The sequence below is a fragment of the Stenotrophomonas sp. 109824_Sma genome, from assembly GCF_056480025.1.
Genome location: NZ_CM151078.1, coordinates 2,526,551 through 2,551,800, shown reverse-complemented (window position 1 = coordinate 2,551,800; position 25,250 = coordinate 2,526,551). Strand labels below are relative to the sequence as shown.

22 protein-coding genes are annotated in these 25,250 nt (G+C 66.7%); 8 read left to right on the top strand and 14 right to left on the bottom strand.

Translation table 11 applies throughout. From position 1 onward, the window contains the following. Positions 1-63 precede the first annotated feature (63 nt). Positions 64-1,011, bottom strand: coding sequence for a prolyl aminopeptidase (gene pip, locus ACZK1G_RS12085; RefSeq protein WP_049445014.1), 948 nt, complete (start codon positions 1,009-1,011; stop codon positions 64-66). Between the two features lie 114 nt (positions 1,012-1,125). On the opposite strand from pip, the gene ACZK1G_RS12080 reads away from it, so the two are divergent. Continuing rightward, complete coding sequence (locus tag ACZK1G_RS12080) at positions 1,126-1,791, top strand: TraX family protein (RefSeq protein ID WP_101765544.1); 666 nt, start codon at positions 1,126-1,128, stop codon at positions 1,789-1,791. Positions 1,792-2,254: 463 nt separating this feature from the next. After that, positions 2,255-2,611, top strand: coding sequence for a hypothetical protein (locus ACZK1G_RS12075; protein WP_049445018.1), 357 nt, complete (start codon positions 2,255-2,257; stop codon positions 2,609-2,611). Positions 2,612-2,740: 129 nt separating this feature from the next. On the opposite strand, the gene ACZK1G_RS12070 is transcribed toward ACZK1G_RS12075, so the two are convergent. Then, entirely contained in the window at positions 2,741-4,936 is a 2,196-nt protein-coding gene (locus ACZK1G_RS12070) for a TonB-dependent receptor (RefSeq protein ID WP_101765543.1), read from the bottom strand. A 239-nt stretch (positions 4,937-5,175) separates the two neighbouring features. On the opposite strand from ACZK1G_RS12070, the gene ACZK1G_RS12065 reads away from it, so the two are divergent. Beyond that, entirely contained in the window at positions 5,176-5,760 is a 585-nt protein-coding gene (locus ACZK1G_RS12065) for a TetR/AcrR family transcriptional regulator (RefSeq protein ID WP_101765542.1), read from the top strand. 77 nt (positions 5,761-5,837) lie between these two features. Next, positions 5,838-6,926, top strand: a complete 1,089-nt coding sequence (locus ACZK1G_RS12060; protein ID WP_049445509.1) for a DNA glycosylase AlkZ-like family protein — start codon at positions 5,838-5,840, stop codon at positions 6,924-6,926. Between the two features lie 276 nt (positions 6,927-7,202). On the opposite strand, the gene ACZK1G_RS12055 is transcribed toward ACZK1G_RS12060, so the two are convergent. The 4 genes from ACZK1G_RS12055 to ACZK1G_RS12040 form a co-directional block, all read right to left on the bottom strand. Further along, positions 7,203-8,129, bottom strand: coding sequence for an ABC transporter six-transmembrane domain-containing protein (locus tag ACZK1G_RS12055; RefSeq protein WP_101765541.1), 927 nt, complete (start codon positions 8,127-8,129; stop codon positions 7,203-7,205). Between the two features lie 201 nt (positions 8,130-8,330). Continuing rightward, complete coding sequence (locus ACZK1G_RS12050; protein ID WP_197621904.1) at positions 8,331-9,407, bottom strand: ATP-binding protein; 1,077 nt, start codon at positions 9,405-9,407, stop codon at positions 8,331-8,333. Between the two features lie 3 nt (positions 9,408-9,410). After that, positions 9,411-10,127, bottom strand: a complete 717-nt coding sequence (locus ACZK1G_RS12045) for a response regulator (RefSeq protein WP_101766410.1) — start codon at positions 10,125-10,127, stop codon at positions 9,411-9,413. Positions 10,128-10,180: 53 nt separating this feature from the next. Further along, entirely contained in the window at positions 10,181-10,747 is a 567-nt protein-coding gene (locus tag ACZK1G_RS12040; protein WP_233490765.1) for a hypothetical protein, read from the bottom strand. Between the two features lie 236 nt (positions 10,748-10,983). Between ACZK1G_RS12040 and ACZK1G_RS12035 the strand changes: the two genes are divergently transcribed. Then, the gene (locus ACZK1G_RS12035) at positions 10,984-12,165 is read left to right on the top strand and encodes an efflux RND transporter periplasmic adaptor subunit (protein WP_101765540.1); all 1,182 of its coding nucleotides are present in this window, start codon (positions 10,984-10,986) and stop codon (positions 12,163-12,165) included. A gap of 2 nt (positions 12,166-12,167) precedes the next feature. Then, positions 12,168-14,111: a MacB family efflux pump subunit gene (locus ACZK1G_RS12030; RefSeq protein ID WP_101765539.1), complete on the top strand. Its 1,944-nt coding sequence runs from the start codon at positions 12,168-12,170 to the stop codon at positions 14,109-14,111. A 5-nt stretch (positions 14,112-14,116) separates the two neighbouring features. On the opposite strand, the gene ACZK1G_RS12025 is transcribed toward ACZK1G_RS12030, so the two are convergent. From ACZK1G_RS12025 to ACZK1G_RS12000, 6 genes are all read right to left on the bottom strand, one after another. Further along, the gene (locus ACZK1G_RS12025; RefSeq protein ID WP_101765538.1) at positions 14,117-15,277 is read right to left on the bottom strand and encodes a M23 family metallopeptidase; all 1,161 of its coding nucleotides are present in this window, start codon (positions 15,275-15,277) and stop codon (positions 14,117-14,119) included. A 78-nt stretch (positions 15,278-15,355) separates the two neighbouring features. After that, complete coding sequence (locus ACZK1G_RS12020) at positions 15,356-17,065, bottom strand: PAS domain S-box protein (RefSeq protein ID WP_197621903.1); 1,710 nt, start codon at positions 17,063-17,065, stop codon at positions 15,356-15,358. 115 nt (positions 17,066-17,180) lie between these two features. After that, positions 17,181-17,807 (bottom strand): DNA-3-methyladenine glycosylase, encoded by a 627-nt coding sequence (locus tag ACZK1G_RS12015; protein ID WP_101765536.1) that lies wholly within the window; start codon positions 17,805-17,807, stop codon positions 17,181-17,183. A gap of 72 nt (positions 17,808-17,879) precedes the next feature. Further along, positions 17,880-18,839, bottom strand: a complete 960-nt coding sequence (locus ACZK1G_RS12010; protein WP_049445033.1) for a cation diffusion facilitator family transporter — start codon at positions 18,837-18,839, stop codon at positions 17,880-17,882. Between the two features lie 69 nt (positions 18,840-18,908). Further along, positions 18,909-19,478, bottom strand: coding sequence for an AprI/Inh family metalloprotease inhibitor (locus tag ACZK1G_RS12005; protein ID WP_101765535.1), 570 nt, complete (start codon positions 19,476-19,478; stop codon positions 18,909-18,911). An 82-nt stretch (positions 19,479-19,560) separates the two neighbouring features. Continuing rightward, positions 19,561-20,205, bottom strand: coding sequence for a TetR/AcrR family transcriptional regulator (locus ACZK1G_RS12000; RefSeq protein WP_101765534.1), 645 nt, complete (start codon positions 20,203-20,205; stop codon positions 19,561-19,563). Positions 20,206-20,328: 123 nt separating this feature from the next. Between ACZK1G_RS12000 and ACZK1G_RS11995 the strand changes: the two genes are divergently transcribed. Both ACZK1G_RS11995 and ACZK1G_RS11990 read left to right on the top strand, forming a co-directional pair. Then, positions 20,329-22,617, top strand: a complete 2,289-nt coding sequence (locus tag ACZK1G_RS11995) for a TonB-dependent receptor (protein WP_197621902.1) — start codon at positions 20,329-20,331, stop codon at positions 22,615-22,617. A gap of 17 nt (positions 22,618-22,634) precedes the next feature. Further along, positions 22,635-23,531 carry a tyrosine-protein phosphatase gene (locus ACZK1G_RS11990; protein ID WP_101765532.1) on the top strand — a complete coding sequence of 299 codons (897 nt, stop codon included), beginning with the start codon at positions 22,635-22,637 and terminating at the stop codon, positions 23,529-23,531. Between the two features lie 99 nt (positions 23,532-23,630). Here ACZK1G_RS11990 and ACZK1G_RS11985 read toward each other — a convergent pair whose 3' ends face one another. Further along, entirely contained in the window at positions 23,631-23,888 is a 258-nt protein-coding gene (locus ACZK1G_RS11985; RefSeq protein WP_049445043.1) for a hypothetical protein, read from the bottom strand. Then, positions 23,885-25,237 carry a TFIIB-type zinc ribbon-containing protein gene (locus ACZK1G_RS11980; protein WP_049445045.1) on the bottom strand — a complete coding sequence of 451 codons (1,353 nt, stop codon included), beginning with the start codon at positions 25,235-25,237 and terminating at the stop codon, positions 23,885-23,887. The genes ACZK1G_RS11985 and ACZK1G_RS11980 overlap by 4 nt, the downstream gene beginning before the upstream one ends. Between the last annotated feature and the right edge of the window lie 13 nt (positions 25,238-25,250).

Genomic DNA, 25,250 nt, shown 5'->3' with positions numbered 1-25,250 from the left:
TGACAGTCGACTCTACCTACAAGCCCCGGGATGCCGGCCAGCGGCCGGCACTACCCCTTGTCTTCAGAAACGGTCGGCGAACGCATCCGTGGCGCGTACCAGCGCATCCACCGTCGCCGGCTCGTTCGCGCTGTGGCCCGAGGTCACCATCTCCAGCCTGGCTTCCGGCCAGGCCTTGGCCAGATCCCAGGCGCTGCGCGGCGGGCAGATGATGTCGTAGCGGCCTTGCACGATCACGCCGGGCAGGTGGCGGATGCGGTCGATGTTGCGCAGCAGCTGGTCCGGTTCCAGGAAGATGCCGTTGCGGAAGTAGTGCGCTTCGATGCGGGCCTTGGCCAGCGTATCCAGCGGGTCATCGGTGGACACGGCATCCACGTCGTGCTGCAGGGTGGCGGCGTTGTCCTCCCAGCCCAGCCAGGCCTGCGCGGCGGCGATGCGGGTGGCCTCATCGGCGCTGTCCATGCGCGTCCAGTAGGCCGCAATCATGTCGCTGCGTTCCCCTTCCGGGATATAGGCCTCGTAGCGGTCCCAGCGCTCCGGGAAGATCCAGCGCGCACCGCCGTTGGTTTCCGCAAACCAGCGGTTTTCCATCTCGCGGCCGAGGAACACGCCACGCACGATCAGGCCGGTGGCGCGTTCGGGATGTGCCTGCGCATAGGCCAGCGACAGGGTTGAACCCCAGGAGCCGCCATAGACCAGCCAGCGTTCGATGCCCAGGTGCTCGCGCACCTTCTCGATGTCGGCCACCAGGTCCTGCGTGGTGTTGTCGCGCAGTTCGCCGAACGGCGTGGAGCGGCCGCTGCCGCGCTGGTCGATCAGCACGATGCGGTAGCGCGCCGGGTCGAAGAAGCGGCGGTGGGTGGGCGAGATGCCGGCGCCGGGGCCACCATGCAGGTACACCACCGGGATGCCCTCGGGCGTGCCGCACTCTTCGATATGCAGGGTGTGCAGATCGCTCACCGGCAGGGTGAACTCGCGGTAGGGTTCGATGGCGGGGTACAGGGTGCGCATGGCGGGCGTCTCACAAGCAGGGGCGGCCAGCATAGCGCCGCCGCCTGCGGCTTGCAGCGGCCGGCTCCTGCGCGGCGCTGGAAATGGGCTGGCCGATGCGCATAGGCTTCCGCGATGCAAGCGACCACGATCGGGACGTCCACCTTCAACCTCACCCTCGGCAGCGGCGCACGCGAGCTGCTGAAGTGGATCGCACTGCTGACCATGACCGGTGATCACGTGGCCAAGGTGGTCTTCGGTGGCTACGTGCCGGTGGTCAGCGAACTTGGGCGCATTGCCTTCCCGCTGTTCGCGCTGGTGATGGCTTGCAACTTGGCCCAGCCCGGGGCCGACCCGCGTAAATCGATACGCCGGCTCGCGCTATGGGGGCTGATCGCGCAGCCATTGCACGCACTCGCGTTCGGTTCCTGGCTGCCGCTCAACATCCTGTTGACCTTCGCTCTGGCCGCGGTGGCCGTGCATGCGTTGGCGAACAATCGGCCGGTGCAGCTGTTGCTGGCCGCAGGTCTGCTGCCGATGCTGGTGGACTATCAGTGGGCCGGTGTGGGCAGCGTACTGCTGGCCTGGATCGCGTTCCGGCATCGGGCCTGGTGGTTGTTGCTGGCCGCGCTTGCAGCGGTGTGCTGGGCCAACCACAACGGCTGGGCGTTGCTGGCCATTCCGATAGTGCTGCTGGCGGCGCGGATGACGTGGCAACTGCCGCGCTGGCGCTGGGTGTTCTACGGGTACTACGTGGGGCATCTGGCGGTGCTGGCGTTGATTGCCCATCTGCTTGCGTAATGTCGGAACTGGCATCTCGCATGTCTCGAATGCCGGATGCAGTCAAGGAATGCGCGGTGCCAATGCGGGTGGGGAATGCCGCAGATGGTATGGCGCAAGTTGTTGAATCTTCGGATCGATTGACGATATGCGACAATGCCATCGCTGCGTAAACGTCGCTGTCTTTGCACGTGGGTTGTTGGCGCCTGCCATCCCGTTGTGCACATGATGGGGTGCCACCGAATAAGGGTGGCCGGGGCCTGGAAACCCCGTTGAGTAAGTGCTGTTTACGCTTGCCAGCCAGCGTCGCCTTGCGCGGCGTCGGCTGGCATTCCGTTCGCGTTCCATGGCGGGCGGTGCGTGGAGGTGGGCGCAAGCCCACCGCCCGGGTATAGCACTGACTCACGGGATTTCCAGCCACGTACCGTCCGCCGCCTTGATTGTTAAGGGCGGTGGTCCCGCATGCCTTGCAAGGAGACCTGCCATGAACGCATCGGAGTTCCCTCATCAGCACGCCCCGGCCAATGCCGATGAAGGGCACGACATCGCGACTGATCCCAACAGCCTGATGGCCCTGCTGCATCGCATCGGGTTGGGCGCGGCCGCCGACGGCCAGCCCTGGCCCGAGCGCCATCAGCTGCCGGGCCGCTGCCTGGCGTTGGCCGACGCCGACGGTGCGCTGGCCGGGCTGCGTATCGTGCAGGAAATCCTGCTGGCGGCCGAACGCGCCCGCCAGAATGGCGGCCCGGATCAGTACGTGGGCGATCGGGTGATGGAGGGGTTGAAGCTGGCCGCATTGGCGTTGACCAATCAGGCGATTTATCGCCTGCACCCGGAATAGAACTACGCCACGCCCAGCGGCATTCGGGTTCTCTGTAGAGTCGAGCCATGCTCGACTCCTCGGGGAAATCGGAGTCGAGCATGGCTCGACTCTACAGGTGAGGCATGTCTGGCGCGGAGGCCGCCCGGCTCAGAAATCCATCGTGGCCGACAACAACACCGTCCTCGGCGCACCCAATGCGAGGCTCGACAACAACGGCATGCCCCAGTACGCCTTGTTGGTCACGTTGTTCACGCTGGCGCGCAGCGCAAGCGGCCGCCCGGCCATCGTGGTGTTGTAGCGCGCACCCACATCAAACAACGTACGCCCCGGCACCGACAGGCGATTGTCGGCACTGATGTACTGCTTTGACATCGCGGTGGCATTGCCGGTCAGGGTCAAGCCCTCCAGCGCCGGCACATCCCATTCCACACCCAGCTTCGCCTGCCGCTGCGCAACGGCAGTAGCAATACGGCCTTCATTCACGCCACCGGCGGTGCGGGTCAGCTTCGGTTGCACGTAGGCCAAACCGCCGAGCAGGCGCACGCCATCCAGTGGCGAGCCGAAGATGCCCCATTCCACGCCACGGTTACGCTGCTCGCCACCGAACGAGAAGATATTCGTGACCGGATCGGTGTAACTGCTCGGGCGCTTGATCTCGTACACGCTGAAGGTATGCGCGAACCTGCCCAGGTCCAGCTTCAGGCCCAGCTCCTTCTGCTTGGTACGGAACGGTGCGAACACATCGCCGGCATTGGCGGCGGTCATCGGCGCGGTGGCGCCCTGGCTGAGGCCTTCGATGTAATTGGTGTAGACCGAGATCGTGTCGGTGGCCTTCACCAGCAGGGCCGCTGCCGGGGTGGTGGCGCTCTCGTCACAGCGCGAGGTGCTCGCACCGCTGGCCACGTTGAAGGTCTCGCTGACCACCTGCTGGCGGCGCACGCCCAGCGTCAGCTGCACGCGGTCATCGGCGAAGGACAACGTGTCGGCGAAGCCGATGCTGTCCAGCCGCAACTCGGTGTGCGAGATATGCGGTGCAACGAACGGCGCGGCAGGGCCCCACACCGGGTTGTACAGGTTGGTGGTCCAGTCCCAGCCCGGCACGCTGCGGCGGCCGTAGTCGTTCTGGGTGTGCTGGTAGTGGGTCACGTTGGCGGCCCATTGATGGCCGACGCTGCCGGTACGGAAGCTGCCGCGCAGCCCGGCATCACCGGATTGCTTCGTGATGTCGAACGCCAGCTGGCCCATCACCGTGGTGAAGTCACCGGCCGGATTGAGGATCTGCGCACTGATCGAACCGTTGTAGCGGTAGTCGGTCTTGCTGGTGCCGTAGGCCAGGTAGGCCATCAGGTGTTCGTTGATGTCCAGCTCGCCGCGCAGCATCGCGCCCTTGTCCTGGCTGTCCACGTAGGCCCAGTCCGGGTTGATCAGGGTGTCGCCACGCGGTGGCCGCGGAATCGCCACGCCCGGTGCCAGGCCGACACCACGGGCGGGGCCATCGACGCGGTCGTCGGCGCTGTACAGATCAGCGGAGAGGCGGGCGCGCTCGCCGCGCCAGTCCAACGCCAGCGAACCCAGCTGCACCTTCTTGCTCTGCTTGCCGACCGCACCGTCACCATCACGGTAAGCGCCGTTGAAGCGGATGCCGAACTGTTTGTCGGCGCCCAAGCGCCGACCCACATCCACGTGGGTGCCGAACTGCGCATCGGAGGCGAAGTTTGCGCTGACCCGCAGCAATGGCTGCTCGCCCGCACGCTTGGGCACCAGGTTGACGCTGCCACCGACCGAGCCGCCCGGCGGCATGCCGTTGAGCAGGGCGGACGGGCCCTTCAAGACCTCGATGCGCTCGAACATTTCCGGCGAGGTGCGGTAGTACGGCGCCATGCCGCTGAGGCCGTTGAAGGTGGTGTCGCTGGTGCTGGAGGCGAAGCCGCGGATGGCGTAGTTCTCGCTCCAGGCGCCGGTGACGCCGTTGCTGAACACCGTGGGGTCGGTGGCGGCGATGACGTCGGTGAGATCCTTGGCCTGACGGTCGCGGATGAAGGCTTCGGTGTAGCTGACCGTACTGAACGGCGTATCCATGAAGTCTTTGTCGCCGAGCAGGCCAACCCGGCCACCCGAGGCCACCTGGCCGCCGGCGTAGTCGCCGGTCACCCGGCGCTGTTCCTGCACCTGCACCGAGGGCAGGGTGGACGGCGCGGAGTCGGCCAGCGCAGCGAACGAGGCCAGCAGCCCCAGCGCCAGAGCCGACATCCGGTAGCGCCGAGCCATCGGCGGATGCATCTGCACGCGGGTCGCGGCGGCCGCTGCAAACTGCAGCGGAGAGGAAAGGTGGTACACGGTCATGCCAGGTTCCTGTGAATCGCAGGTGCGAACGCGCCTGGCGCGCTGCCGACGGCAAGCACGGGGGAGGGCGCAGCGCAGGGTTGTCGGCTGGGTGGGGACCTGGCGGGAAGTGAGCCATGGGCTCGATTGCGGACGGCGGCGGGGTTGCGAACCAGGCGCATTCCGAATTAGTTGAGTAAATTAAACTAAACCATATGAAGCGGACAAGAGGGTCCCTTTGCTGGCACCCTCGCTACGGTATGAACACGCACCCTGAAACCCCGGCGTCGGCCCGTGGCCGTCCGCCCACCATCACCCCCGATCGCCTGGCCGACATCGGCATCAAGCTGGGCCTGCCGAACCTGACCATGGCCAACGTGGCCGCCGAACTGGCGGTGACCCAGGCCGCGCTCTACAAGCGCGTGGCCAACCTGGAGGCCTTGAAGCGGCTGGTGGCCGACACGGTGTTCCAGCGCTGGCAGATTCCGCTTGCCTCGGCCGATGCACCGGGTGGGCTGCAGGCCTACCTGCTGGGGTTCGTCGATTCGCTGTGCGAGGTGGTGAAAGCGCACCCCGGGCTGCCGCCGTACCTGCTGCGCCGTTCGGTGGCGACCGCACCGATGCTGGACAAGATTGCCTCACACCAGGCGCATGTGGCCGAGGTGTTCGGCCTGCCGCTGGACAAGGCACGCTGGCTGCTGGCCACGATCGCGTTCTACTGCATTGCCGGTGCGGATACGGTCTACGGGATTGCCGACGACGAAGAGGGCCAGGTGATCACCGAGTTCAAGCAGGGCATGCGTGCGCTGGTGATCGGTTCGCTGGAGGTATTGGAACTTCGGTAGATCCACGCCATGCGCGGATGCCGTTGCACGGTTCGCCACGGCCCCATCCACGCATGGCGTGGATCTACAATGCGGCCATGCCTGCCACGCCTACCCTCGATGATCTGCGCCGCCACGCGGTGGCGCGCACGCTGTTCAAACCCACCACGCTGCTGACCGCGATCCGGCGCCTGGGCTTCGTGCAGGCCGACCCGATCCGCGCACCGGCACGCGCGCAGGACCTGACCCTGCGCCACCGGGTGAAGGACTACCGCGCCGGTGATCTGGAGCGGCGCTATACGCGCCTGCCGGTGGAAGAAGATTGCCTGGTGAACTACGGCTTCCTGCCGCGCGAGCATCTGGCGTTGATGCATCCGCGCGTGTCCAGGCGCGCATGGGATGCCGAGACCCAGCGCCGAGCGGAGGACGTGCTGGCCTTCGTGCGCGAGCGCGGAAGCGTGCACCCGCGTGAGGTAGAACAGGCGTTCGCGCATGGGCGGGTGACCAACTACTGGGGCGGCACCAGCAATGCCAGCACGCACCTGCTGGACGGCATGCATTACCGCGGCCTGCTGCGCGTGCAGCGGCGCGACAGCGGCACCCGCATCTACGCGGTGGCCGACCACGCGGAGGCGGATGCCAGCGAACAGGCGCAGATCGAACGCGCCGCCGCCTTGATCGATCTGGTGGTGCGCAAGTACGCGCCACTGCCATCGGCCAGCCTGACCTACCTGGTGCGCCTGCTGGGCTACGGCGCACCGCATCTGGCCGAGCAGACCCGGCAGGCCTTGAAGCTGGCCAAGCAACAGCTGGCCAGCTGCACGCTGGACGGCACCACCTGGTACTGGCCGGCGGACGAGAACCCGCGCTCGCGCCGGTATGCACCGGACGAACAGGTGCGCCTGCTGGCGCCGTTCGACCCGGTGGTGTGGGACCGCCGACGTTTCGAGCTGCTGTGGGGCTGGATCTACAAGTTCGAGGCCTACACGCCTGCGCCGAAGCGCCAGTACGGCTACTACGCGCTGCCGGTGCTGTGGCACGACCAGGTGGTGGGCTGGGCCAATCTCAGCGTACGCGACGGTGAACTGGCGTCCAGCGTGGGCTACGCCGGCAAGTCACTGGCCCGCGACAAGGTGTTTCGTGGCGCGCTTGAAGACGAACTGCAGCGCATGGCGGAGTTCCTGTAGCGCCGAGCCATGCTCGGCTGTTCGAGGCAACGTTCATCGCGCCCGGTAGTCGCCAACCTTGGTTGGCGGCCTTGATGCATCGGCGCCCACCAAGGTGGGCATCTACCGGTCAAGTGGCGTCCTTGCGCTCAGCATCTTCGATGCAGGGGCTGACGTGGCGGCCGATGTCCGTCCGCGAGGTGACCGCCAATCCTGGTTGGCACCGTTGCCCCGGTAGTCGCCAACCTTGGTTGGCGCCGTGGTGCATCGTTGCCCACCAAGGTGGGCATCTACCGATCAAGCGGCTTCCTTGTGCTCCGCATCTTCCATGCCCGGGCTGACGCGGCGGCCGATGTCCTTCAACCGCGCCAGCTGATCCACCATCGACGGTGCATCATCCAGGCTGCCGACGAACGTCCACAGGTAGGTCATCACCGCGTACACCTGGCCCGGGGTCACCCCGTCGGTGGTGGCGAGACGGCCGATGGTCAGTGCGAACAGCGCCGCTGCCGCTGCACCAACGACCACGAAGGCACCGGCTTCGCGATCGGAGAGCAGGATGCGCAGCCGCGACAGCGTGGTGTAGTGGCGACGCAGCACCGAGGGACTGACCCGGTCGACCAGGCGGATCTCATGCTCCAACCGATTGTTCAGGCGTCCATGCAGCTGCTCGTTGCGGCGTGCGAACGACGGCAGCAGCAACAGCGCGCCCAACAACGCGACGAGGCTTGCGGCGCCCACCAGCGGTTCGATCGCCAGCAGCATCGCCGCCGCACCGAACATCGATACCAGCGCGGTGGCGATGATCGGCACGTGCTTTTCGAAGAAGTCGACGAACTCACGGGCCAGCACAACGCGCGCAGCCGAGGTGGAGGTGGCCTGGCCCAGCCTGCGCTGCGCCTGCACCACGTTCACCGCCAGGTCGGCATAGATGCGGGTGAAGGTACGGGTATCGACCGCACGGCGGGCAGCACCGACCAGCCAGAACAGCAGGACCACACCGGCGTAGGAGATGGCGTGGCCGATGTTGCCGCGGATGATCGCGTCCACCGCGAAGCCGGCAAACAGCGGATACGCCAGCAGCAGCGCATTCTCCAGCGCCACCAGCGAGAAGGTGCCAGTGAGCTGCCAGGGGTAGGTGCGCAGGATGGCCTTGAGGGTGGCGGCCGCGTTCTGTTGGCCGATGCTCCCGGCCGCGGCCGCTGGATTGTGGGGGTGTTTCATGGGATGTCAGGGTGGGTCGGGGACAGGGCAGGGGACGGATGCCTGCCATCTCCCGGGTCGCGCCCAGTATCTGCAGCCCTTTGGAGCGGGCATGGAGGATCGATGGAGATTGCGTGGAGAAGCCGGCGGCGTTCAGCCACGCGCGTGGTGCCCACCAAGGTGGGCCGCTACCGGAGCAACGTCTTCCGCAATGCTGCGTCCTTAACGACGCGCATGCACCGGCCAGCGGATCTCGAACGAACTGCCACCCCGTTCGGTGGCCCGGCATAGCGCCGTTCCGTGATGGGCCACGGCAATCGCGCGCACCACGGCCAGGCCCAGCCCGGAGCCACCGCTCTGCCGCGAACGCGAGACATCGGTGCGCTGGAACGCTTCGAAAATGCTGTCACGCAGTTCGTCCGGCACGCCGGGGCCACCATCCTCCACAGCCACCGCGCAATGGCCCTGGCCCAGCGTGACGCGCACCCGCAGCGGACAGGGAATGGCATGGCGGCGCGCGTTCTCCAGCAGCGCCAGCACCGCCTGGCGGATGCGCGCCGGATCGCAGTCGGCCAGCGACGGACGCGCATCCAGCGTTACCGAGAACCCGCTTTCGGTCAGTGCCTCGGACATCGCTTCCACCACCGCAGCCACCTGCACGCTGACATCGCTGCGCTGCAGGCGCAGGTCCAGATGACCGCTCTCGGCCAGGCTGACCACGCGCAGGTCTTCGATGATGCGGGTCAGGCCCTCCAGCTGGGTGAGCATGCTGTTGAACTGCTCGGGCCCCGGCTCGAACACGCCTTCGGCGATGCCCTGCAGGCGGCCGCGCAGGATGGTCATCGGCGTGCGCAGTTCATGCGCGATCGCCGCGTTCCAGAACACGCGATTCTCGGACATCCGGCTGAGCCGCTCTGCCATGGAATTGAAATCGCTGACCAGGGTGGCCGCTTCGGCCATCGTGGTGTCGCCGCCGCGCGCACGCGCCTCCAGGTCGCCGCCAGCGACCCGCCGCAGGCTTTCGGCCACCGAGTTCAACGGGGTGATGATGCGCCGGGTCAGGCGCGAGGCGACCAGCGTAGCGAAGATGACGACCACCGTGGCAGTCAAGCCGATCCACAGCCATTCCAGCCCGGATGGCATGATCGTTTCCGGCTCGTCATACCAGCGCGGGTAGAACACCTCCATCAGGTAGTAGAACAGGTAGAAACCGCTGATCGACAGCACCGTCGAACACAGCGAGGCCACCGTGATGGACAGCGTAATCTGGCGGCCGATGCTCTTGCCTTTGGGATTCATCATTCAGTCCAGGAAACGGTAGCCGACGCCGCGGATGGTGGCGGGAATGCCGATCACGCCCACCTCTTCAAGCTTGCGCCGTAGTTTGCTGACATGGCTGTCGACGGTACGTTCCTGCGCATCGCCTTCGGGCAGGCAGGCGTGCAGCAGGTCCACCCGCGCATGTACCTGCCGCGGCGCGCGTGCCATGTGCACCAGCAGCCGGAACTCGGTGAGGGTGAAGTTCAGCGCGTGCACCTGCTCGCCGTTGCGCACCGTTACCTCGTGGCTGCGCAGGTCGATCTCGAACGGGCCCTGGCGGATCAGCCCATTGGGTTCTTCGACCACGGTGCGGGAACTCCGGCGCAGCACGGCCTGGATGCGGGCGACGATCTCGGCCGGATTGAACGGCTTCGCCACGTAGTCGTCGGCGCCGACGCGCAGGCCGGTCAGCTTGTCCACGTCCTGGTCGAGCGCGGTGAGCATGATCACCGGGGTGTTGCCGCGCCGCCGCAGTTCGCTCAGCACCTGCCAGCCATCCAGCTTGGGCATCTGCACATCCAGCAGCACCAGGTCCGGGCGCAGTTGGCGGTGGCTGGCGAGCGCTGCCTCGCCGTCGGCGGCGCGTGCGCTGCGCAGGCCGGAACGGGCCAGGTAGGCACCGAGGATGTCGGCGATTTCGCCTTCATCTTCGGCAATCAGCACCAAGGGGGGCTGTCGGGTACGGAGATCGTGTTTCATTGCGTGCTGCGGGTTCGAGGCCAGGGCGGGCAGGGGCGGGGTCAGGGGCAGGGTCATCGTCGGTATTCCATTTCCTGCGTTTCTTCATTGGCAGCCCAGGCCAGGGTGGCCAGCACCAGCGTGCGCTGCAGGCTGGGCTCCATTGCACCCGCGCCGCGCAGCTGCTGCAGCATCAGCGGGGACACCGACGGCGACAGCTTGCTCCAGCGCGAGGCCATGGGAGTGGCGTCCACCCGGGCCTGCAGCCGCGCGGCCATGCCCACGATGGTGCGCAGGCGCACTGCCAGCAGGGCGGCGACCACGGCGGTGGCAAGGGCAAGCAGCAGATGCAGGGTGACGTTGGCCGCCGGGTGCGCTGTCGCCCAGACCGCCAGGCCGATCAGGGCCAGCGCTGCGAGGGATCCGGCGCGGCGGGTGCGGCCGGGCCCATCACTGCGGAACCCCACCAGCGCGGCGGCCCCGAAGCCGGCCAGCAATGGCAGTACCGGATACGGCGCGACCCACATCCATGTGCTGGTCGATGCCAGCACCAGTGCGATCAACCACGGCGAAGGCGCACACCACGCCAGGTAGGCACGGCGCACGTCGATGGGTGGCAGGTCTGGGTATGAAAGGGACACGGCAGGCTGGCAGTCGGCGAGGCCGACGAGGCTAGCGACCGTTGATGGAGACTCGGTCGAGATTGTGTCGAGATTGCGTGGATGCGAGCTATCGCGTTCAGGCGCGGGGCTGATGCCTGAACGGCCGCTACGCCTCCATGAAATCTCCACGGTGGCTCCAAGAAACGTCCATCGGTGGCTTCCAGACTGCGGTTTCGGTGGTCGCGCTGGGCGACTGCACCCAACCGGGCGTTTCGATGAGCAACCGCAGGACCTGGATCATTGCCGCCGCCGTGGCCACGCTGGCCGCCGGCGCTGGATGGTGGGCGTTTGCCGGCGGCGATGATGCCGCGCTGATCACCGCGCCGGCAAGGGTGGCGGATCTGGAGAAGACCGTACAGGCAGTCGGCCGGGTCCATCCGAAGGAGCTGGTGGCGGTGGGTGCGCAGGTGTCCGGCCAGGTCAAGCGCCTGCATGTGGTGCTGGGCCAGCGCGTGCAGGCCGGCGATCTGATCGCCGAGGTCGATTCGCAGCCGCAGCGTATCGCGCTGCGCAGCGCCGAGGCGGCCACCAACACGCTGCGTGCCCAGCATGCCGCCAGCCAGGCCCGCTATGCGCAGGCCAGTCGTGCTTACCAGCGCCAGTCGCAGCTGGTGGCATCGCGCCTGGTGTCTCAGGAAGGATTCGAAGCCGCGCGCGTGGCACGCGATGCGGCGCTTTCGGAGGTGGCCGCGCTGCAGGCGCAGATCGACCAGGCGGTGACCCAGGTCGAAACCGCACGGATCAACCTGGGCTATACCCGCATCGTGTCGCCCAGCGATGGCTACATCGTGGCCATCGTCACCAAGGCCGGGCAGACGCTGAACTCGATGCAGACCACGCCAACCATCGTGATGCTGGCACAGATGGACACGATGACCGTGCGTGCCGAGATCGCCGAGGCCGATGTCGAGCTGGTAGCGCCGGGACAGGCGCTGTGGTTCTCGACATTGGGGCCGAGCGGCCGTCGCTATGAATCCCATCTGCAGCAGCTGGAGCCTGCGCCATCCTCGATTGCCGACGTCGCCTCCGGCAATGCGGGCGGCTCTGCGCAGACGCCGAAGGCGGTGTACTACGCCGGCCTGTTCGATGTGGCCAATCCTGGCCTGAAGCTGAAGCCTTCGATGACGGTGAAAGTGACCCTGCAGCTGGCGCGGGTCGCCAACGCGCTGCAGGTGCCTTTGACGGCAGTGGCCGGGCCGGATGACAAGGACGGCAACCGCGGCACCGTGCGTGTGGTTGATGCCAAGGGCCGCCCCCAGGAACGTGCGGTGACGACCGGCCTGCGCACCGCCACCGCCGTGCAGATCCTGTCCGGCCTGCGTGAGGGTGAGAACGTGGTGGTCGGCCAGGCACCCAGCGGTGCTGAGCCGGAAGCCGCCAGCCTGTTGGGGATGTGAGCATGGCCGACGCACTGCTTGAACTGCATGGCGTATCGCGCGCCTATCGCTCGGCCGCCGGCGAGGTGGTGGTGCTGAAGGACGTTTCGCTGCGCATCGATGCCGGCGAGTTCATCGCCATCATTGGTCCCTCGGGCTCGGGCAAGTCCACGCTGATGAACATCCTTGGCTGCCTGGACCGGCCGACCGAGGGCAGCTATCGGGTGAACGGCGAGGCCACCGAGCAGATGGCGCCCGACGCGCTGGCACGCCTGCGCCGCGAGCATTTCGGTTTCATCTTCCAGCGCTACAACCTGATGGAGAACCTGAGTGCCACCGAGAACGTGGCGCTGCCGGCGGTCTATGCGGGCGTGGACGCAGAGACGCGTAATGCGCGCGCACGCACACTGCTGGAAACGCTGGGGCTGGGCGAACGCATGGCGAACCGGCCGAGCCAACTGTCCGGCGGCCAGCAGCAGCGCGTGTCCATTGCCCGTTCGCTGATGAACGGCGGCGCGATCGTGTTGGCCGATGAACCGACCGGCGCGCTGGACCACGCCAGTGGTCAGCAGGTGATGGCCGAGCTGAAGCGCCTGCACACGCAAGGCCACACGGTGATCCTGGTGACGCACGACGCAGCGATCGCCGCCAACGCGGCGCGGGTGATCGAGATCGCCGACGGCCGGGTGGTGGCCGACCGCGGCGACCGGGGCCCGCGTGCTGCGGCTGAAACACCCGAGCCCGAACGGGGCGGTTCGCCGGTCACCGAGCGCCGTGCACGCATGGACGCCGTCCGCGAAGCCGCGCGCATGGCCGTGCGCTCGATGCTGGCCCATCGCCTGCGTACGCTGCTGACCATGCTCGGCATCATCATCGGCGTAGCAGCGGTGGTGACCGTGGTTGCGCTGGGCAAGGGCGCACAGGCGCAGGTCGAATCACAGATCAACGAACTGGGCGCCAGCACGCTGGAAATTTTCCCGGGCGCCGATTTCGGTGACCCGCGTTCGGCGGAGATCGAGACACTGGTGGTGGGCGATGCGGACCATCTTGCGGCGTTGAGTTACGTGGACAGCGTGAGCCCGAACCTGAGCGGATCGGTGGCGGCGCTGCAGGGCAACCGGCGTGCCAACACCCAGGTGCTGGGCGTAGGGGCCGACATGCCGCGCGTGCGTGGGCTGCGGCTGAAGGCCGGCCGCTTCTTCACCGACGCCGAAGTCGATGCGCACCGCGCGGTGGGCGTAGTCGACCAGAAGGCCGCCAAAGCGCTGTTCAGCGGCAGCCCGATCGGCAGCACGGTGCTGCTGGGTGGCATGCCGGTGGAGGTGATCGGTGTGGTCGGGGCCAATGCGTTCGCGGGTGGTGCAACCCCGACGGTCTACGTGCCGTACACCTCGGCGGCCTCGCGGCTGCTGGGCAGCCAGCGGCTGGAGAGCATCACCGTGCGCGTACGCGACAACGTGCCCACCAATGCCGCCGAGGCCTCGCTGGGCACCGAGCTGGAGCGCCTGCATGGCCGCCGCGATTTCTTCATCTACAACGCCGACCAGATCCGCAAGGCGGTGATGAAGTCCAGCCAGACCATGGCCGCGCTGGTTTCGGCCATCGCAGCAGTTGCGCTGGTGGTCGGCGGGGTGGGGGTGATGAACATCATGCTGGTCTCGGTGAAGGAGCGCGTGCGCGAGATCGGCGTGCGGCTGGCGGTGGGCGCGCGGCAGGGCGACATCCTGCGCCAGTTCCTGATCGAGGCCGTACTGATCTGCCTGTTCGGTGGCGTGCTGGGCGTGCTGTTCGCATTCGGGGTGGGTGCACTGTCCAGCCTGCTGTCGCTGGGTGTGCCGTTCCTGTTCACCGCGGGCCCGGTGCTGGCCGCACTGGCGTGCTCTTCGGCCATCGGGCTGGGCTTTGGCTACTTCCCGGCACGCAGCGCGGCGCAGCTGGATCCGATCCAGGCGCTTGCGGCGGAATGAACGTGTCAGCGTGGCGGGAAGGCGATGACGATGTCGTTCAGCGGCAATTGGTTGCCGCGCGGCACGAGCACGCCGGGTTTCCAGGCCTCCCCTTGGCCGAACAGCTGCGCCTCGCTTTCAGGCCCGAAATCGTCGAAGGCCTGGAAGACGTACGGAATGCCCTCGGATCCTTCAAATGTGGCCTTGTTGGAGAGCTGGAAGTGCAGGTGGGGCGCGGCGGAGTTGCCCGACTGGCCGAGCTGGGCCAACGCCTGTCCGCGCTGGACCCGTTGCCCGGGCGCTACCTTGATGCTGCCGGTGCGCAGATGGGCGTAGCTGGCAAAGACGCCTGGCGAAATTTCCAGGACAACGTAGTTGCCGAACAGGCCATCCGCTGTCAGTGAGACGGGTTCCGGCTGCGCGGTCAGCGGCGGGTGTTCGGGTTGCCCATCACGGACCGCGCGCACGAGGCCGTCGGCGACGGCCAGCACGGGCGCCGCATAACCCACCCAGTCCGAATGGCGGGTGTGCTGCAGATCGCGGGTCGTTGGGCGCACGGCACGCCCACGGTCGTCGACGCCGACCAGATCGAGCGCGAAGCGCTGCGGAATGGTCAGATCACCATTCACCGCCACCAGGCTGCCCCAGTGGTGCGACTGCGCCGCGCCAGGCCCTTCGTGGGCGAGCCATCGGCCGCCGTGCAGGGGCGGACCGAGCGCCATCACCGGCGCCGCGTTGATCGCAACCCGGGCGCCATCCAGTTCCACGCTGCCGTGCTGCCCGGTGCCCAGCAGCATGCGGTGGCGAAGGACGTGCGGCACGTTATCGGTGGCCGGCAGTGACAGCCACAGGAACACCACCATGCGCTTTCCCGCAGCAATGGAGATGGCGTCATCCTCTGAAGGCGACGGCCGTACCCAATGGCGCAGGGCAGGGGCATCCAGGCTCAGCAGCGGCGTCTCGGCATCGTCGCCGAACACCTGCAGCGATTGCGGCTGCAGCGCCCCGGTGTCGCCGTAGTAGTTGGTGATGTGCAGCTCGTAGGCCAGATGGCGCAGGCCGTCGCTGCCAACGAAGGGAGTCGGTGCGAAGGGCACCCGTGCTTCGACCGGCGCTGGCGCGGGTGCTGACAGCGTGAGGGAAGGAAGCAGCAACAGCAGCAGAGCCAGGCAGACGCTGCGGGTCATGCGTGTTCCCCCAAGGCCAACGGTGGCCGCTGCCGAGCATAACGCTACGCCGGGGGCGCCGGTACACCGGCGGGCGCGTCAGGGCTCCGGACGGGGATGCTGGCGCACGCGTGCGCGCTCGCGATACAGGCGGCTGTCGGCACGCTGCAGGGTATCGGCCACCGATTCGCCCGGGGTGTGGTGGGTCGAACCGAGCGAGAACGGCGTGGGTGACTGCCCCGCCTGCTGCACATACCACTGCTCCAGTGCGGCCAGTCGTCCCGGTTCCGGCGCGGTCAGCACCACCATGAATTCGTCGCCGCCCATGCGCACCACGTTCTCCGCCGCACCCAGCGGCGCACGCAGGAAGGCGGCGAACTCGACCAGTACCGTGTCACCCCGCGCATGGCCCTGGGTGTCGTTGATCTGCTTGAAATGATCCAGATCGAACATCAGGCAGGCCCAGGGCTGGTCGATCAGTTCGTCCAGGCGTGGCAGGAAGCGGCGGTTGTAGCTCTGGGTGAGCGGATCCTTGAAGGACATCTCGCGCAGTTGCTGTTCCTGCATCCGCAGCGCCGTCACGTCCTGCGCATGGCCCAGCACGTATGGGGGATTGGCCTCGCTGTCGAGCACGTTGTGATAGGCCCAGAAATGCCGGGTACCATCGGCGGCGATCAGCTCGATGACGCCGGCATCGGTGTGGTTGACCGCGATGCGTCCCAGATACGCCTTGAAGGCGGCCCGTTTCTCCGGCGGCATCAGGTCGCACAGGCTGCGCCCGATCATGTAGCTCTCATCGAAGCCCAGTGACTGCACGGCCGCCGGGTTCACCGAGGTCAGCACGCCATCCAGCGTATGCGTGCAGATCAGGCCAAGGCTGTAGTGGAACAGCCGCCGGTAGCGGGTTTCGCTGGCCTCCAGGGCATCCAGCGCGGCACGTTCCTCGGTGATGTCCTGGATGGCGCCGACCAGCCGCGGCCGGCCATTGACCTGCTGCCGGCCTCCAACCACGCGGGTCCAGATGGCGCGGCCATCGGCGGTGGTCATCGGCAACTGCACCTCCCACGACGTGCCTTCATCGATGCAGCGCTGCACGGCCGTGCGGATGATGTTGCGGCTGTCCTCGCGATAGAACGAGAGCGCGGTGTCGAGCGTCGGTTCGAAGTTGCTGCGCACGCCATGGATCTGCTTGGTTTCGCGGGTCCAGCGCACTTCGTTGCTGGCCAGGTCCATTTCCCAGCCGCCCACCCGCGCCGCACGGTTGGTGCGTTCCAGGAAGTCCTCGCTGCGCTTCAGTTCACGATGGAGGGCTTTGGCCTGGCCGACCTGCGCCATCAGCGTGCTGCGCTGCTCCAGTACCTGGGTGGTGACCCGCGCCAGATGCACCATCAGTTCGCGCTGCGAGGGAGACAGCACGCCCGGCATCGGGTCAAGCAGGCACAGCGTTCCTATGCGCGCGCCGTGCGCCGAGCCGAGCGAGATGCCGGCGTAGTGACGGATGCGCGGGCCACCGGTGACCAGCGGATTGGTGGCGAATCGCGGGTCCTGGCGCGCGTCCGGGATCTCGAACAGCGCGTCCTGCTGGATGGCATGCGTACAGAACGAAATCTCGCGTGCGGTTTCGCTGACGCCTTCCAGCCCGATGTTGGCCTTGAACCACTGCCGCTCGTCGGCCACCACCGAGATCAGCCCCATGGTCATGCCGGTGGCGGTGCGGGCGGCGGCGACGATCGCATCAAAAACGGGCTCTGGCGGGGTGTCGAGCAGATGCAGGCGGTCGAGTTCAAGCAGTCGTTCGGCTTCGTCCATGGCGCTTTTCAGGGCAGGGTGGCGAGGGCGGCTTCGGCGGCTGTCGGGCACTACGCTAGTGCTTACCGCGTTATGTATCGCCACGACGGGGTGATGCCGACGTGACGCATCCCGGTCAGGGTTTGCGGGGCACGCGCGAAGGGCGTACCGAAACGTGACGGTGGTCGCGAACATTCCAGCGCCAGGGAAAGTCCACCGCACGGGTGATGCCGATACGGGGCCCGACCACCGGATCCCTGGGGGGAGGCACGCCATCGCTGGCAATGACAATGCCGTGGCTGCCGGTCACCAGGTCTGCGCCATCGAAGCTGCGGTCCAGCCCGAAGGCCTGCGAGAGCTTGCCGGGGCCGCTGGCCAGATCATGGTCACGTCGGGCTGCCGGGCGCAGTTCGCGCATTTGTTCCAGCCCCGCCAACGGCTCGGCGGCGCGCAGCAGGACGGCCACGCCTTCACCGATGTGGCCGCAGACCACGTTGCTGCCCCAGTGCATGCCGTAGATGAAGTAGACATACAGATGGCCGGCCTCACCGAACATGCTGGCGGTGCGTGGTGTCTGCCCGCGATAGGAGTGCGCGGCCGGATCGATGCTGCCGGCATAGGCCTCGACCTCGACGATGCGGGCCGCGCGACCATCGTTGCGTACCAGCAGCTTGTTGAGCAGCTCGGGCGCAACGTCGGTAGAAGGGCGCTGGTAGAAGCGGCGCGGAAGAATCTGCAGTGAAGCGGGCAACCAGTCCGGCACGGTAGTGGCAGCCTCAGGTGAAAGAGAGTGGCACTGTGGCATCGGTCAGGTGAAACGGGCGCAGACGCAGCATCATTCCGGCGCAGGCGGCGCGGCCAGTGCCGCTCGCCGCGCGGCATAGACTTCGGGCGTCTGCGGTTTGATGAACAGTGCGACCAGTTCCGGATACTCCCGCTTTACCGCCGTTTCGATGCGGGTGATGCAGGCTTCAATCTGCGGGGTCTGCCGATCGTCCTCGAACTCTGCGCTGAGCATGGCCACGACCTGTTCCGGCCCCATCTGCATGGTGGTCACGCCGTTCGCGCGACGCAGGTCCGGATCGGTTTCGGCCACCGCCATGATCCGCTCGGCCACCGCGGGGTGGGCAGGCTCTCCGACCAGCAGGCCCTTGGTCTCACGCGCCAGAAGGAAGGCCGTTGCGGCCAGCACGCCGGCGATGCACAGTGACGCAACGCCATCAAGCACCGGCATTTCCAGCAACTGGGCGGCCAGCAGCCCGATCAGCGCGAAGCCCAGGCCCAGAAGGGCGGCACTGTCCTCCAGCAACACGGTGAAGGTGGACGGGTCCTTGCTGCGGCGGAAGGCTTCGAAGTAGCCGAGTTTGCCCTTGGTACGCCGGAATTCCCGCAGCGCCACCCACCAGGAAGCGCCCTCGAACAGGATGGAAATGCCCAGCACGCTGTAGCTCAGCGCGTGGTTGCTGGCCGGTTCCGGCCGGCGGATGTGCTGGATGCCCTCGTAGGCCGAGACGCCGGCACCGGCCGCGAACACCAGCAGGGCGACGATGAAGCTCCAGAAGTACAGCTCGCGGCCATAGCCGAAGGGATGTACCGCGTCAGGGGCCTTGCTTGCACGACGCAGGCCGTACAGCAGCAGTACCTCATTGAGGGTGTCGACCAGTGAGTGCACGCCCTCGCTGAGCATGGCCGAGCTGCCGGAGATGCCGGCTGCGATGAATTTGGCCACGGCGATGGCCAGATTGCCCGCAAGGGCTGCATAGATGACGAGACGGGAGCCGGTGGGGGCGGACATTTCGGCGGCGGGGTGAGGCGGACGCCTGATCTTCCCGATCAGCGCGTGCCCACTGCGTGCACGGTGCGATCAGCGGCCCTTGGGATTGAGATACAAGCGCGCGCCATCAGATTCACGGTACCCCGTCCAGCGCCCACCTCCCGAGGCACGGAAGCGCCCGAATACGGTGTTGCTGGTATCGGTAAGCAGCAGCTGGTTGCCCGACAGCACCCAGCGGTTGGCCGAGAAGAAGCCGTCCGGGCAGCCGGCAGGCACGTAGGCACTGTAACCGCCGAACCACGCCATGTTCTTCAGTTCGATGGTGCAGGTGTTGCCGTTCTCCTGGCCCAGTGTCCAGCTGCCGAACAGATCGCTGTCGCGTAGATCGCGGTCATCGCGCCAGTCGTGGTTGTTGTCACGGAAGCCGAAGCCCACGTCGATACCTTTGCTTTCGCTGCGCGACTCGGATTGCGAGCTGTCACTGGTGGTGGTCTGCGTGGTCATAGAGCCACTGTTCTGGATCTCGGTGCTGCTCGATTGGGTGGTCTGGTCGGTGCGGGTGGTCTGCTGGCCGAAGCCGAACGAGGCGTCCTGGGCGAGGGCGGGCAGGGCCAGGCAGCACAGCGCGAGCAGGCAGGTACGGGCGAGCACGGCGGCCATTGCAGCATCCTCGGCAGGTTGGATCGCGCGAGTATCGAACCGGTAGGGCGGGAGGCGGTGTGATGGCGCGCCTCAACGCCCCTCAATCAGCCATCACCCGCCCAATGGCATCGGCCAGCAGGGCGCGTACCCGTTCCGGCGGCAGGTCCGGGTCGCGTACCGCACGCATCGCCAGGCCTTCCACCAGCAGCCGCAGCAGCAGGGTCCGGCCGGCAATCTGCTCTTCGTCCACGATCCGGCCCTGATCGGCATCGCGCTGGCGCAGCCAGGCGTGGATCGCGGCACTGGTCTGCTTGTCATGGGTGCGCAGCACCCCGGCCAGCACCGGGTCGCGATGCGCCTCGGCATTGATCTCCGCATACAGCGCCACGCTGGCGATGGCATTGCCATGGATCGGCAGCACCTCGCCGCGTGCCCATTGCTGGTAGCACTCCAGCAGCCCATCAACCAGATCGGACGCCGCCGGCATCTCGCTGATCGAGGCCTGGTCGTGGCGCAGCTGGCGCTCGATCAGGGCCAGGATCAGGGCGCGTTTGTTGGCGAAATAGCGGTACATCAGCCCCTGGCTGATCTCCGCCTCGGCCGCGATATCGCCGATGGAGCCGGCATGGAAACCGCGGGTGATGAAGCACTTCTGGGCGGCGTCGAGGATGCGCCGGCGCTGGGCTTCGGCATGGGCGGCGGCGGGGGCGTCAGCGGGTGCGGCTACGGCGGTTTTCGGCGTCATTGCGTGAGGTCGGGGCGTCCAGAGGCGGGATAGTACGTCACAAAAGGTGTGAATGAACGGTCATTCATTTGTAATTCCCGCCTCCCAGACTGCGCCGGCCTTCTCCTTCCGCGAATGAGTCCGATGCGCCACGCCCTGCTGCACCGCCCGCTGCTCACCCTCGCCATTGCCGCCGCTCTGCCGGCGCTGGCCCATGCCGAACACACGCCCAGCGCCGACGCTGCCACTTCCGCCGATGCCGCGCGCAGCGTGGTCGCCCTCGACCAGGTGATGGTGACTGCGCAGAAACGCGCCACCAACCTGCAGGAGACCCCGATCTCGGTATCGGTGGTCGATGCCGAAGCGCTGAAGGATCGCAGCGCGATTTCGCTGGGCAGCTTGTCCGACGGCTCCATCCCATCGCTGCGGGTCACGCCGTTCGCTACCCGCAGTTCGGCGCTGAACATCGGCATCCGCGGCATCGGCGCCTCCGGCGACGCCAACCAGCCGGCCCGCGACGCCGGTGTCGGCATCTACGTCGATGGGGTGTTCATGGGCCGCGCACAGGGCCTGGGCAACATGCTCTACGACGTGGAGCGCATCGAAGTGTTGAAGGGCCCGCAGGGCACGCTGTTCGGCCGCAATACAGAAGGCGGCGCGGTGAGCATCGTGACCAAGGCGCCCACTGGTGAATTCGGCGGCAGCGTCAGCGCCGGCGTGTCCAACTTCAGCGGCTACAACAGTGCGCTGCACCTGGACCTGCCCAAGGTGGGCGATGTCAGCTTCAAGATCGACTCCGTGCAGGCCAAGCGCGGTGGCACCACCGACAACCCGATGCGCGGTGAGCGCGATTTCAACAGCTACGACAAGCGCGGCGCTCGCCTGAGTGCGCTGTGGCAGCCGAGCGATGATTTCTCGCTGTTGTACGCGTTCGACCGCTCCTACGACGCCACCACGCCGTACCACACCCAGGTGCTGGTGCCAGGCGCCTACCTCAGCCCGCTGCAGAAGGCGGGTGCCAGCCTGGACCGCCGCGACAGCGCCATCCTCGGTGGACCGCAGGAAGACAACATCGGCCGCACCAGCGGCCATCTGTTGAACCTGTCGTGGACGCTGAATGACAACCTGGAGTTGAAGTCGATCAGTTCCTACCGCGAACTGACTCAGGGCCAGTTCGACATGGGCCTGGTCGATGCGATTTCGGCCTATGGTGGCGCCGGCATGCCGTTCGGGCGTTACAGCCTGGCGCAGGTCTACCAGCACCAGTACAGCCAGGAGTTCCAGCTGATCGGCAACACCTCGCAGGTGCAGTTCCTCGGCGGTGCGTTCTACTACCACGAAACCGCCGGTGACAATGCGCAGACCCCGAACATGCTGGTCTGGGGGCCGGGCGGCAACAGCTACACCGTGAACCCGGCGACCAATCCGCTGGATCTCTCGCGGGTACGCATCGACCGTGCCAGCAAGGCGTGGACCGACAGCCTGGGCGTGTTCGGCCAGGCCACGTGGACGCCGGAGGCACTGCAGCGCCTGCACCTGACTGCCGGCGGTCGCTACACCCGCGATGACAAGAAGGGCAGCCTGTACATCGTCAACGGCGCGGCGACGAATCTCGCCTTCAAGGACCGCTGGAGCCGCTTCGACCCGATGGTCAACATCGCCTACGACCTCGGCGAGCACGCAATGGTCTATGCCAGATACAGCACCGGCTTCAAGGCCGGCGGTGCCAATTCGCGTTCGACCAACTACACCGCGTTCGGTCCGGAAGAAGTGACCGCCTATGAGCTGGGCGTCAAATCGCAGTTCTGGGACAACCGCGCGCGCCTGAACCTGGCCGTGTTCGATTCGACCATCGCGCACAAGCAGATGGATTTCTCGCTGCCGTTCGATCCGAACAGTGGCGAAACCCGCACCACCATGGTCACCACAAATGCGCTGAGCGATGGCAAGTCGCGCGGCGCGGAGCTGGAGTTCAATGTGATGCCGATCGACAACCTCACCCTCGGCCTCAACTACGCTTACACGAAGATCGATGCGCAGACCGCGACCGACCCGTTCGGCGCTGGGGTGCAGGTGACCGTGCAGCCGCTGCTGGCGCCGAAGAACGCGGGCAGCCTATCGGTCGACTATCTGGTGCCATTCGCCAACTTCTCGGCGCTGAAATTCCATGTGGACGGCAACTGGTCCGATGGCTACTACACCAGCGAGTACGACCAGATGCTGACTGACAGCTCGTTCGTGGTGAATGCACGGGTGGCGCTGGTGGACGTTCCGGTCAACAGCACCGGCACCACCATGTCGTTCTCGCTGTGGGCGCGCAACCTGCTGGATGAGCAGCACCTGTTCTACAAGCTCAACAGCCCGGCGTTGGGCCAGACCGGCATCTTCAACGATCCGCGCACCTTCGGCCTGGATGTGGCTGTCAACTTCTGATTCGAACGGAGAACCCCATGAAGCACCGCTCTACCGAACTTGCCCTGGCCCTGATGCTCAGCCTGCCGCTGGCCGTGACCGTCGTTGCGGCCGACGCACCGCAGGCCGCCGCCGCGAAGCCGACGGCCGTAGCCAACGTGAAGCCGGTCGCTGCCGACGCGCAGCGCGTGATCCCGCTCCAGGGGGCCTGGAACGTGCGAACCTTCGCCGGCCTGCAGGGCCGCCATGGCCCGATTCCGGCCGATGCGTTCGTGCGCACCGCCGACCTCGGCCGCCTCACCGATGCCGACCGTGATGCCCTGGCCGCTGCAGGCGTGAAGCTGGACATCGACCTGCGCACCGCCGATGAGGAAGCGCAGTCGCCGGACCTGCTGGCCAGGGATGATCGCTTCGACTACCAGCGCATCTCGCTGATGGGCACCGAGAAGATGGACCTGCAGAAGATGATGAGCAGCTTCCCCGATTCGCTGGGCGAAGCCTACGTGCAGTGGCTGGGCCACAGCCAGCCGCAGTTCAAGCAGGTGTTCCAGCGCATCGCCGCGCAGCAGGATGGCGCCGTGCTGTTCCATTGCACGGCCGGCAAGGACCGCACCGGCATCATCGCCGGCCTGCTGCTGGACCTGGCAGGCGTGCCGAAGGCCGAGATCGTGCACAACTACGCGATCTCCGCGCACTACCTGGAAGGGCAGCCGAAGGACAGCGCGATGAATGCGCAGATCATGGCGCTGATCAAGCAGAACCCCGAGATCGCCCGCAAGATGGCTGGCATGTCCGGTACCGCACCGGACAACATGGAACAGTTCCTGGCCGCACTGCACAGCCAGTACGGTGGTGCGGAAGGGTACCTGAAGTCGATCGGGGTCAGCGAGCAGGAGATCCAGCAGCTGAAGGTGCGGCTGGGGCAGGCGGGCTGAGGGTAGTGCCGGCCGCTGGCCGGCTTCCCTTTGACGTCCAGAGACCGAGGGAATGCCGGCCAGCGGCCGGCACTACCCGCAGCCAGGCATGGCCTGGCACTACTGGTCGGGCTTCACCCGCACCACCCGTTTCCGGTACTCGTACACATTGTCACCGCGGATACGCTTCTCCTCGGTGCCGGTAACCCGGCCCACCTGCTGGTCCGAGCCGGTGACTGGCTTGGCCTCGATCTCGGTCTCGTGCTCGAAGGAATGCGATTTGTCGGTGTTGCGGTAATAGCGGTACAGCGCCCAGTACAGCGCGGTTGCGCCGGCTGGGCCTGCCGCCAACAGCCAGAGGCCACTGTCGTCACTCATGTCGATGCCACCAGGAAGGCAATTACGAGGGCTTCAATGACGGTGCCGGTGGCCAGGGCCGCCAGCAGCATCTTCCATTGCTGCACGGGCACGCTGCCCATGGTTTCACCGGTACGGCCGTTCACCGCGATGTAGTGCAGCATGCCGCCGTTCTTTCCAGGTTGGTGGTAGGAGTACAGCCATACCGGCAGGTACATCGACACCCAGCGCGTGCCATGCACCTCCAGCTGTTCCTGCTCCCAGCGCACGCCGCGGTTGTAGCGCTTCACCGAACCTTCCACCTGGGCGCGGGCGATCGACAACAGCTGGTCTTCCAGCCGCGGCCGCAGCTTTTCCACGTCCAGGTTGCGCTTTTCAGAGGTGAAGCCGGCCAGGTAAGAGGCGTTCCACTTCACCGCGTTCTTGGTATCGAACGGCAGGATGGTGTTGATGATGTTGTTGGTGTTGGCGCGGGTATCCAGGTTGCCGCGCTCTGCCGAGGATTCCAGCGGCAGGTCATCGACGGTGAAATCCACCTGGCGTTCGATCTGGTAGACATCGGCGTCGTACAGGGTGCGCTTGTTCTTCTCGCTGCCGACGGTGTACTCGCGCGTCTTGATCTCGCCCTTGCCGGCCACGGCCGCGCTGACATTACTGTCGACGATCATGTAGGGCAGGAACACGCCCACCACGTTTTCCGGGGTGAACTGGTCCTTGAACGCTTTCAGCGCGAACATGCGGCGCTTGTCGACGAACTGGCGGATGCGCGCGACCGCATCGTCCTTCCTGATATGGAAGGGCAGTACTGCGTCAGGCACCGCGCCATTGCTGATCTGTTCGTTGACGCCGAATACATGCCGGCACCAGTGGCAGCGCGCCGTCATCGTACTTTCGGTGTTGACCGTGACTTCAGCGCCGCAGCCGGGGCACTTGAACGTCATCAGCGCCGAGGTGTCGGCGTCGATGTCGCGTGCGCCGGAGGCGATGACCGTGCCACGCAGCTGGTCGATGGCCTCGCCCAGCCCGAATTCCTCCTCCACGCGTGCGCCATGCCATTCGTGACGGCAATACAGGCAGACCAGGATGTCGGTACCGGCCTTGGGCCGGATGTCGGTGGCGCCGCACTTCGGGCAGCGGTTGAGGCCGTCCTTCAGCTCGCTGGCCGACGTATCGATGGCCACAGGATCGGGCGCTTCCACTTCATCGCGGATGGCCTGCGGCAGTTTCGAGGTATCCAGCGGGAAGCTGCCGGGCAGGGGAGGGACGTCCTGCGGCGAACCGGGCCCATCCAACGACGCCGCCGGCAAGGGCGGCGGCGTCGCGGGCGCGGATCCGGGCAGCGGCGGTGGGCCGTTTCGGGGATCGGACATGTTCGTTGTGCGT

What these genes read in the sequence shown, in the direction of transcription:
- ACZK1G_RS12065 (WP_101765542.1), top strand. Translation starts at nt 5,176, where the DNA reads ATGAACACGCACCCTGAAACCCCGGCGTCGGCCCGTGGCCGTCCGCCC.
- ACZK1G_RS12025 (WP_101765538.1), bottom strand. Translation starts at nt 15,277, where the DNA reads ATGACCCGCAGCGTCTGCCTGGCTCTGCTGCTGTTGCTGCTTCCTTCC.
- ACZK1G_RS11985 (WP_049445043.1), bottom strand. Translation starts at nt 23,888, where the DNA reads ATGAGTGACGACAGTGGCCTCTGGCTGTTGGCGGCAGGCCCAGCCGGC.
- ACZK1G_RS12035 (WP_101765540.1), top strand. Translation starts at nt 10,984, where the DNA reads ATGAGCAACCGCAGGACCTGGATCATTGCCGCCGCCGTGGCCACGCTG.
- ACZK1G_RS12030 (WP_101765539.1), top strand. Translation starts at nt 12,168, where the DNA reads ATGGCCGACGCACTGCTTGAACTGCATGGCGTATCGCGCGCCTATCGC.
- pip (WP_049445014.1), bottom strand. Translation starts at nt 1,011, where the DNA reads ATGCGCACCCTGTACCCCGCCATCGAACCCTACCGCGAGTTCACCCTG.
- ACZK1G_RS11995 (WP_197621902.1), top strand. Translation starts at nt 20,329, where the DNA reads ATGCGCCACGCCCTGCTGCACCGCCCGCTGCTCACCCTCGCCATTGCC.
- ACZK1G_RS12060 (WP_049445509.1), top strand. Translation starts at nt 5,838, where the DNA reads ATGCCTGCCACGCCTACCCTCGATGATCTGCGCCGCCACGCGGTGGCG.
- ACZK1G_RS12075 (WP_049445018.1), top strand. Translation starts at nt 2,255, where the DNA reads ATGAACGCATCGGAGTTCCCTCATCAGCACGCCCCGGCCAATGCCGAT.
- ACZK1G_RS12080 (WP_101765544.1), top strand. Translation starts at nt 1,126, where the DNA reads ATGCAAGCGACCACGATCGGGACGTCCACCTTCAACCTCACCCTCGGC.
- ACZK1G_RS12055 (WP_101765541.1), bottom strand. Translation starts at nt 8,129, where the DNA reads ATGAAACACCCCCACAATCCAGCGGCCGCGGCCGGGAGCATCGGCCAA.
- ACZK1G_RS12010 (WP_049445033.1), bottom strand. Translation starts at nt 18,839, where the DNA reads ATGTCCGCCCCCACCGGCTCCCGTCTCGTCATCTATGCAGCCCTTGCG.
- ACZK1G_RS12070 (WP_101765543.1), bottom strand. Translation starts at nt 4,936, where the DNA reads ATGACCGTGTACCACCTTTCCTCTCCGCTGCAGTTTGCAGCGGCCGCC.
- ACZK1G_RS12050 (WP_197621904.1), bottom strand. Translation starts at nt 9,407, where the DNA reads ATGAATCCCAAAGGCAAGAGCATCGGCCGCCAGATTACGCTGTCCATC.
- ACZK1G_RS12005 (WP_101765535.1), bottom strand. Translation starts at nt 19,478, where the DNA reads ATGGCCGCCGTGCTCGCCCGTACCTGCCTGCTCGCGCTGTGCTGCCTG.
- ACZK1G_RS12020 (WP_197621903.1), bottom strand. Translation starts at nt 17,065, where the DNA reads ATGGACGAAGCCGAACGACTGCTTGAACTCGACCGCCTGCATCTGCTC.
- ACZK1G_RS11980 (WP_049445045.1), bottom strand. Translation starts at nt 25,237, where the DNA reads ATGTCCGATCCCCGAAACGGCCCACCGCCGCTGCCCGGATCCGCGCCC.
- ACZK1G_RS12000 (WP_101765534.1), bottom strand. Translation starts at nt 20,205, where the DNA reads ATGACGCCGAAAACCGCCGTAGCCGCACCCGCTGACGCCCCCGCCGCC.
- ACZK1G_RS12045 (WP_101766410.1), bottom strand. Translation starts at nt 10,127, where the DNA reads ATGAAACACGATCTCCGTACCCGACAGCCCCCCTTGGTGCTGATTGCC.
- ACZK1G_RS11990 (WP_101765532.1), top strand. Translation starts at nt 22,635, where the DNA reads ATGAAGCACCGCTCTACCGAACTTGCCCTGGCCCTGATGCTCAGCCTG.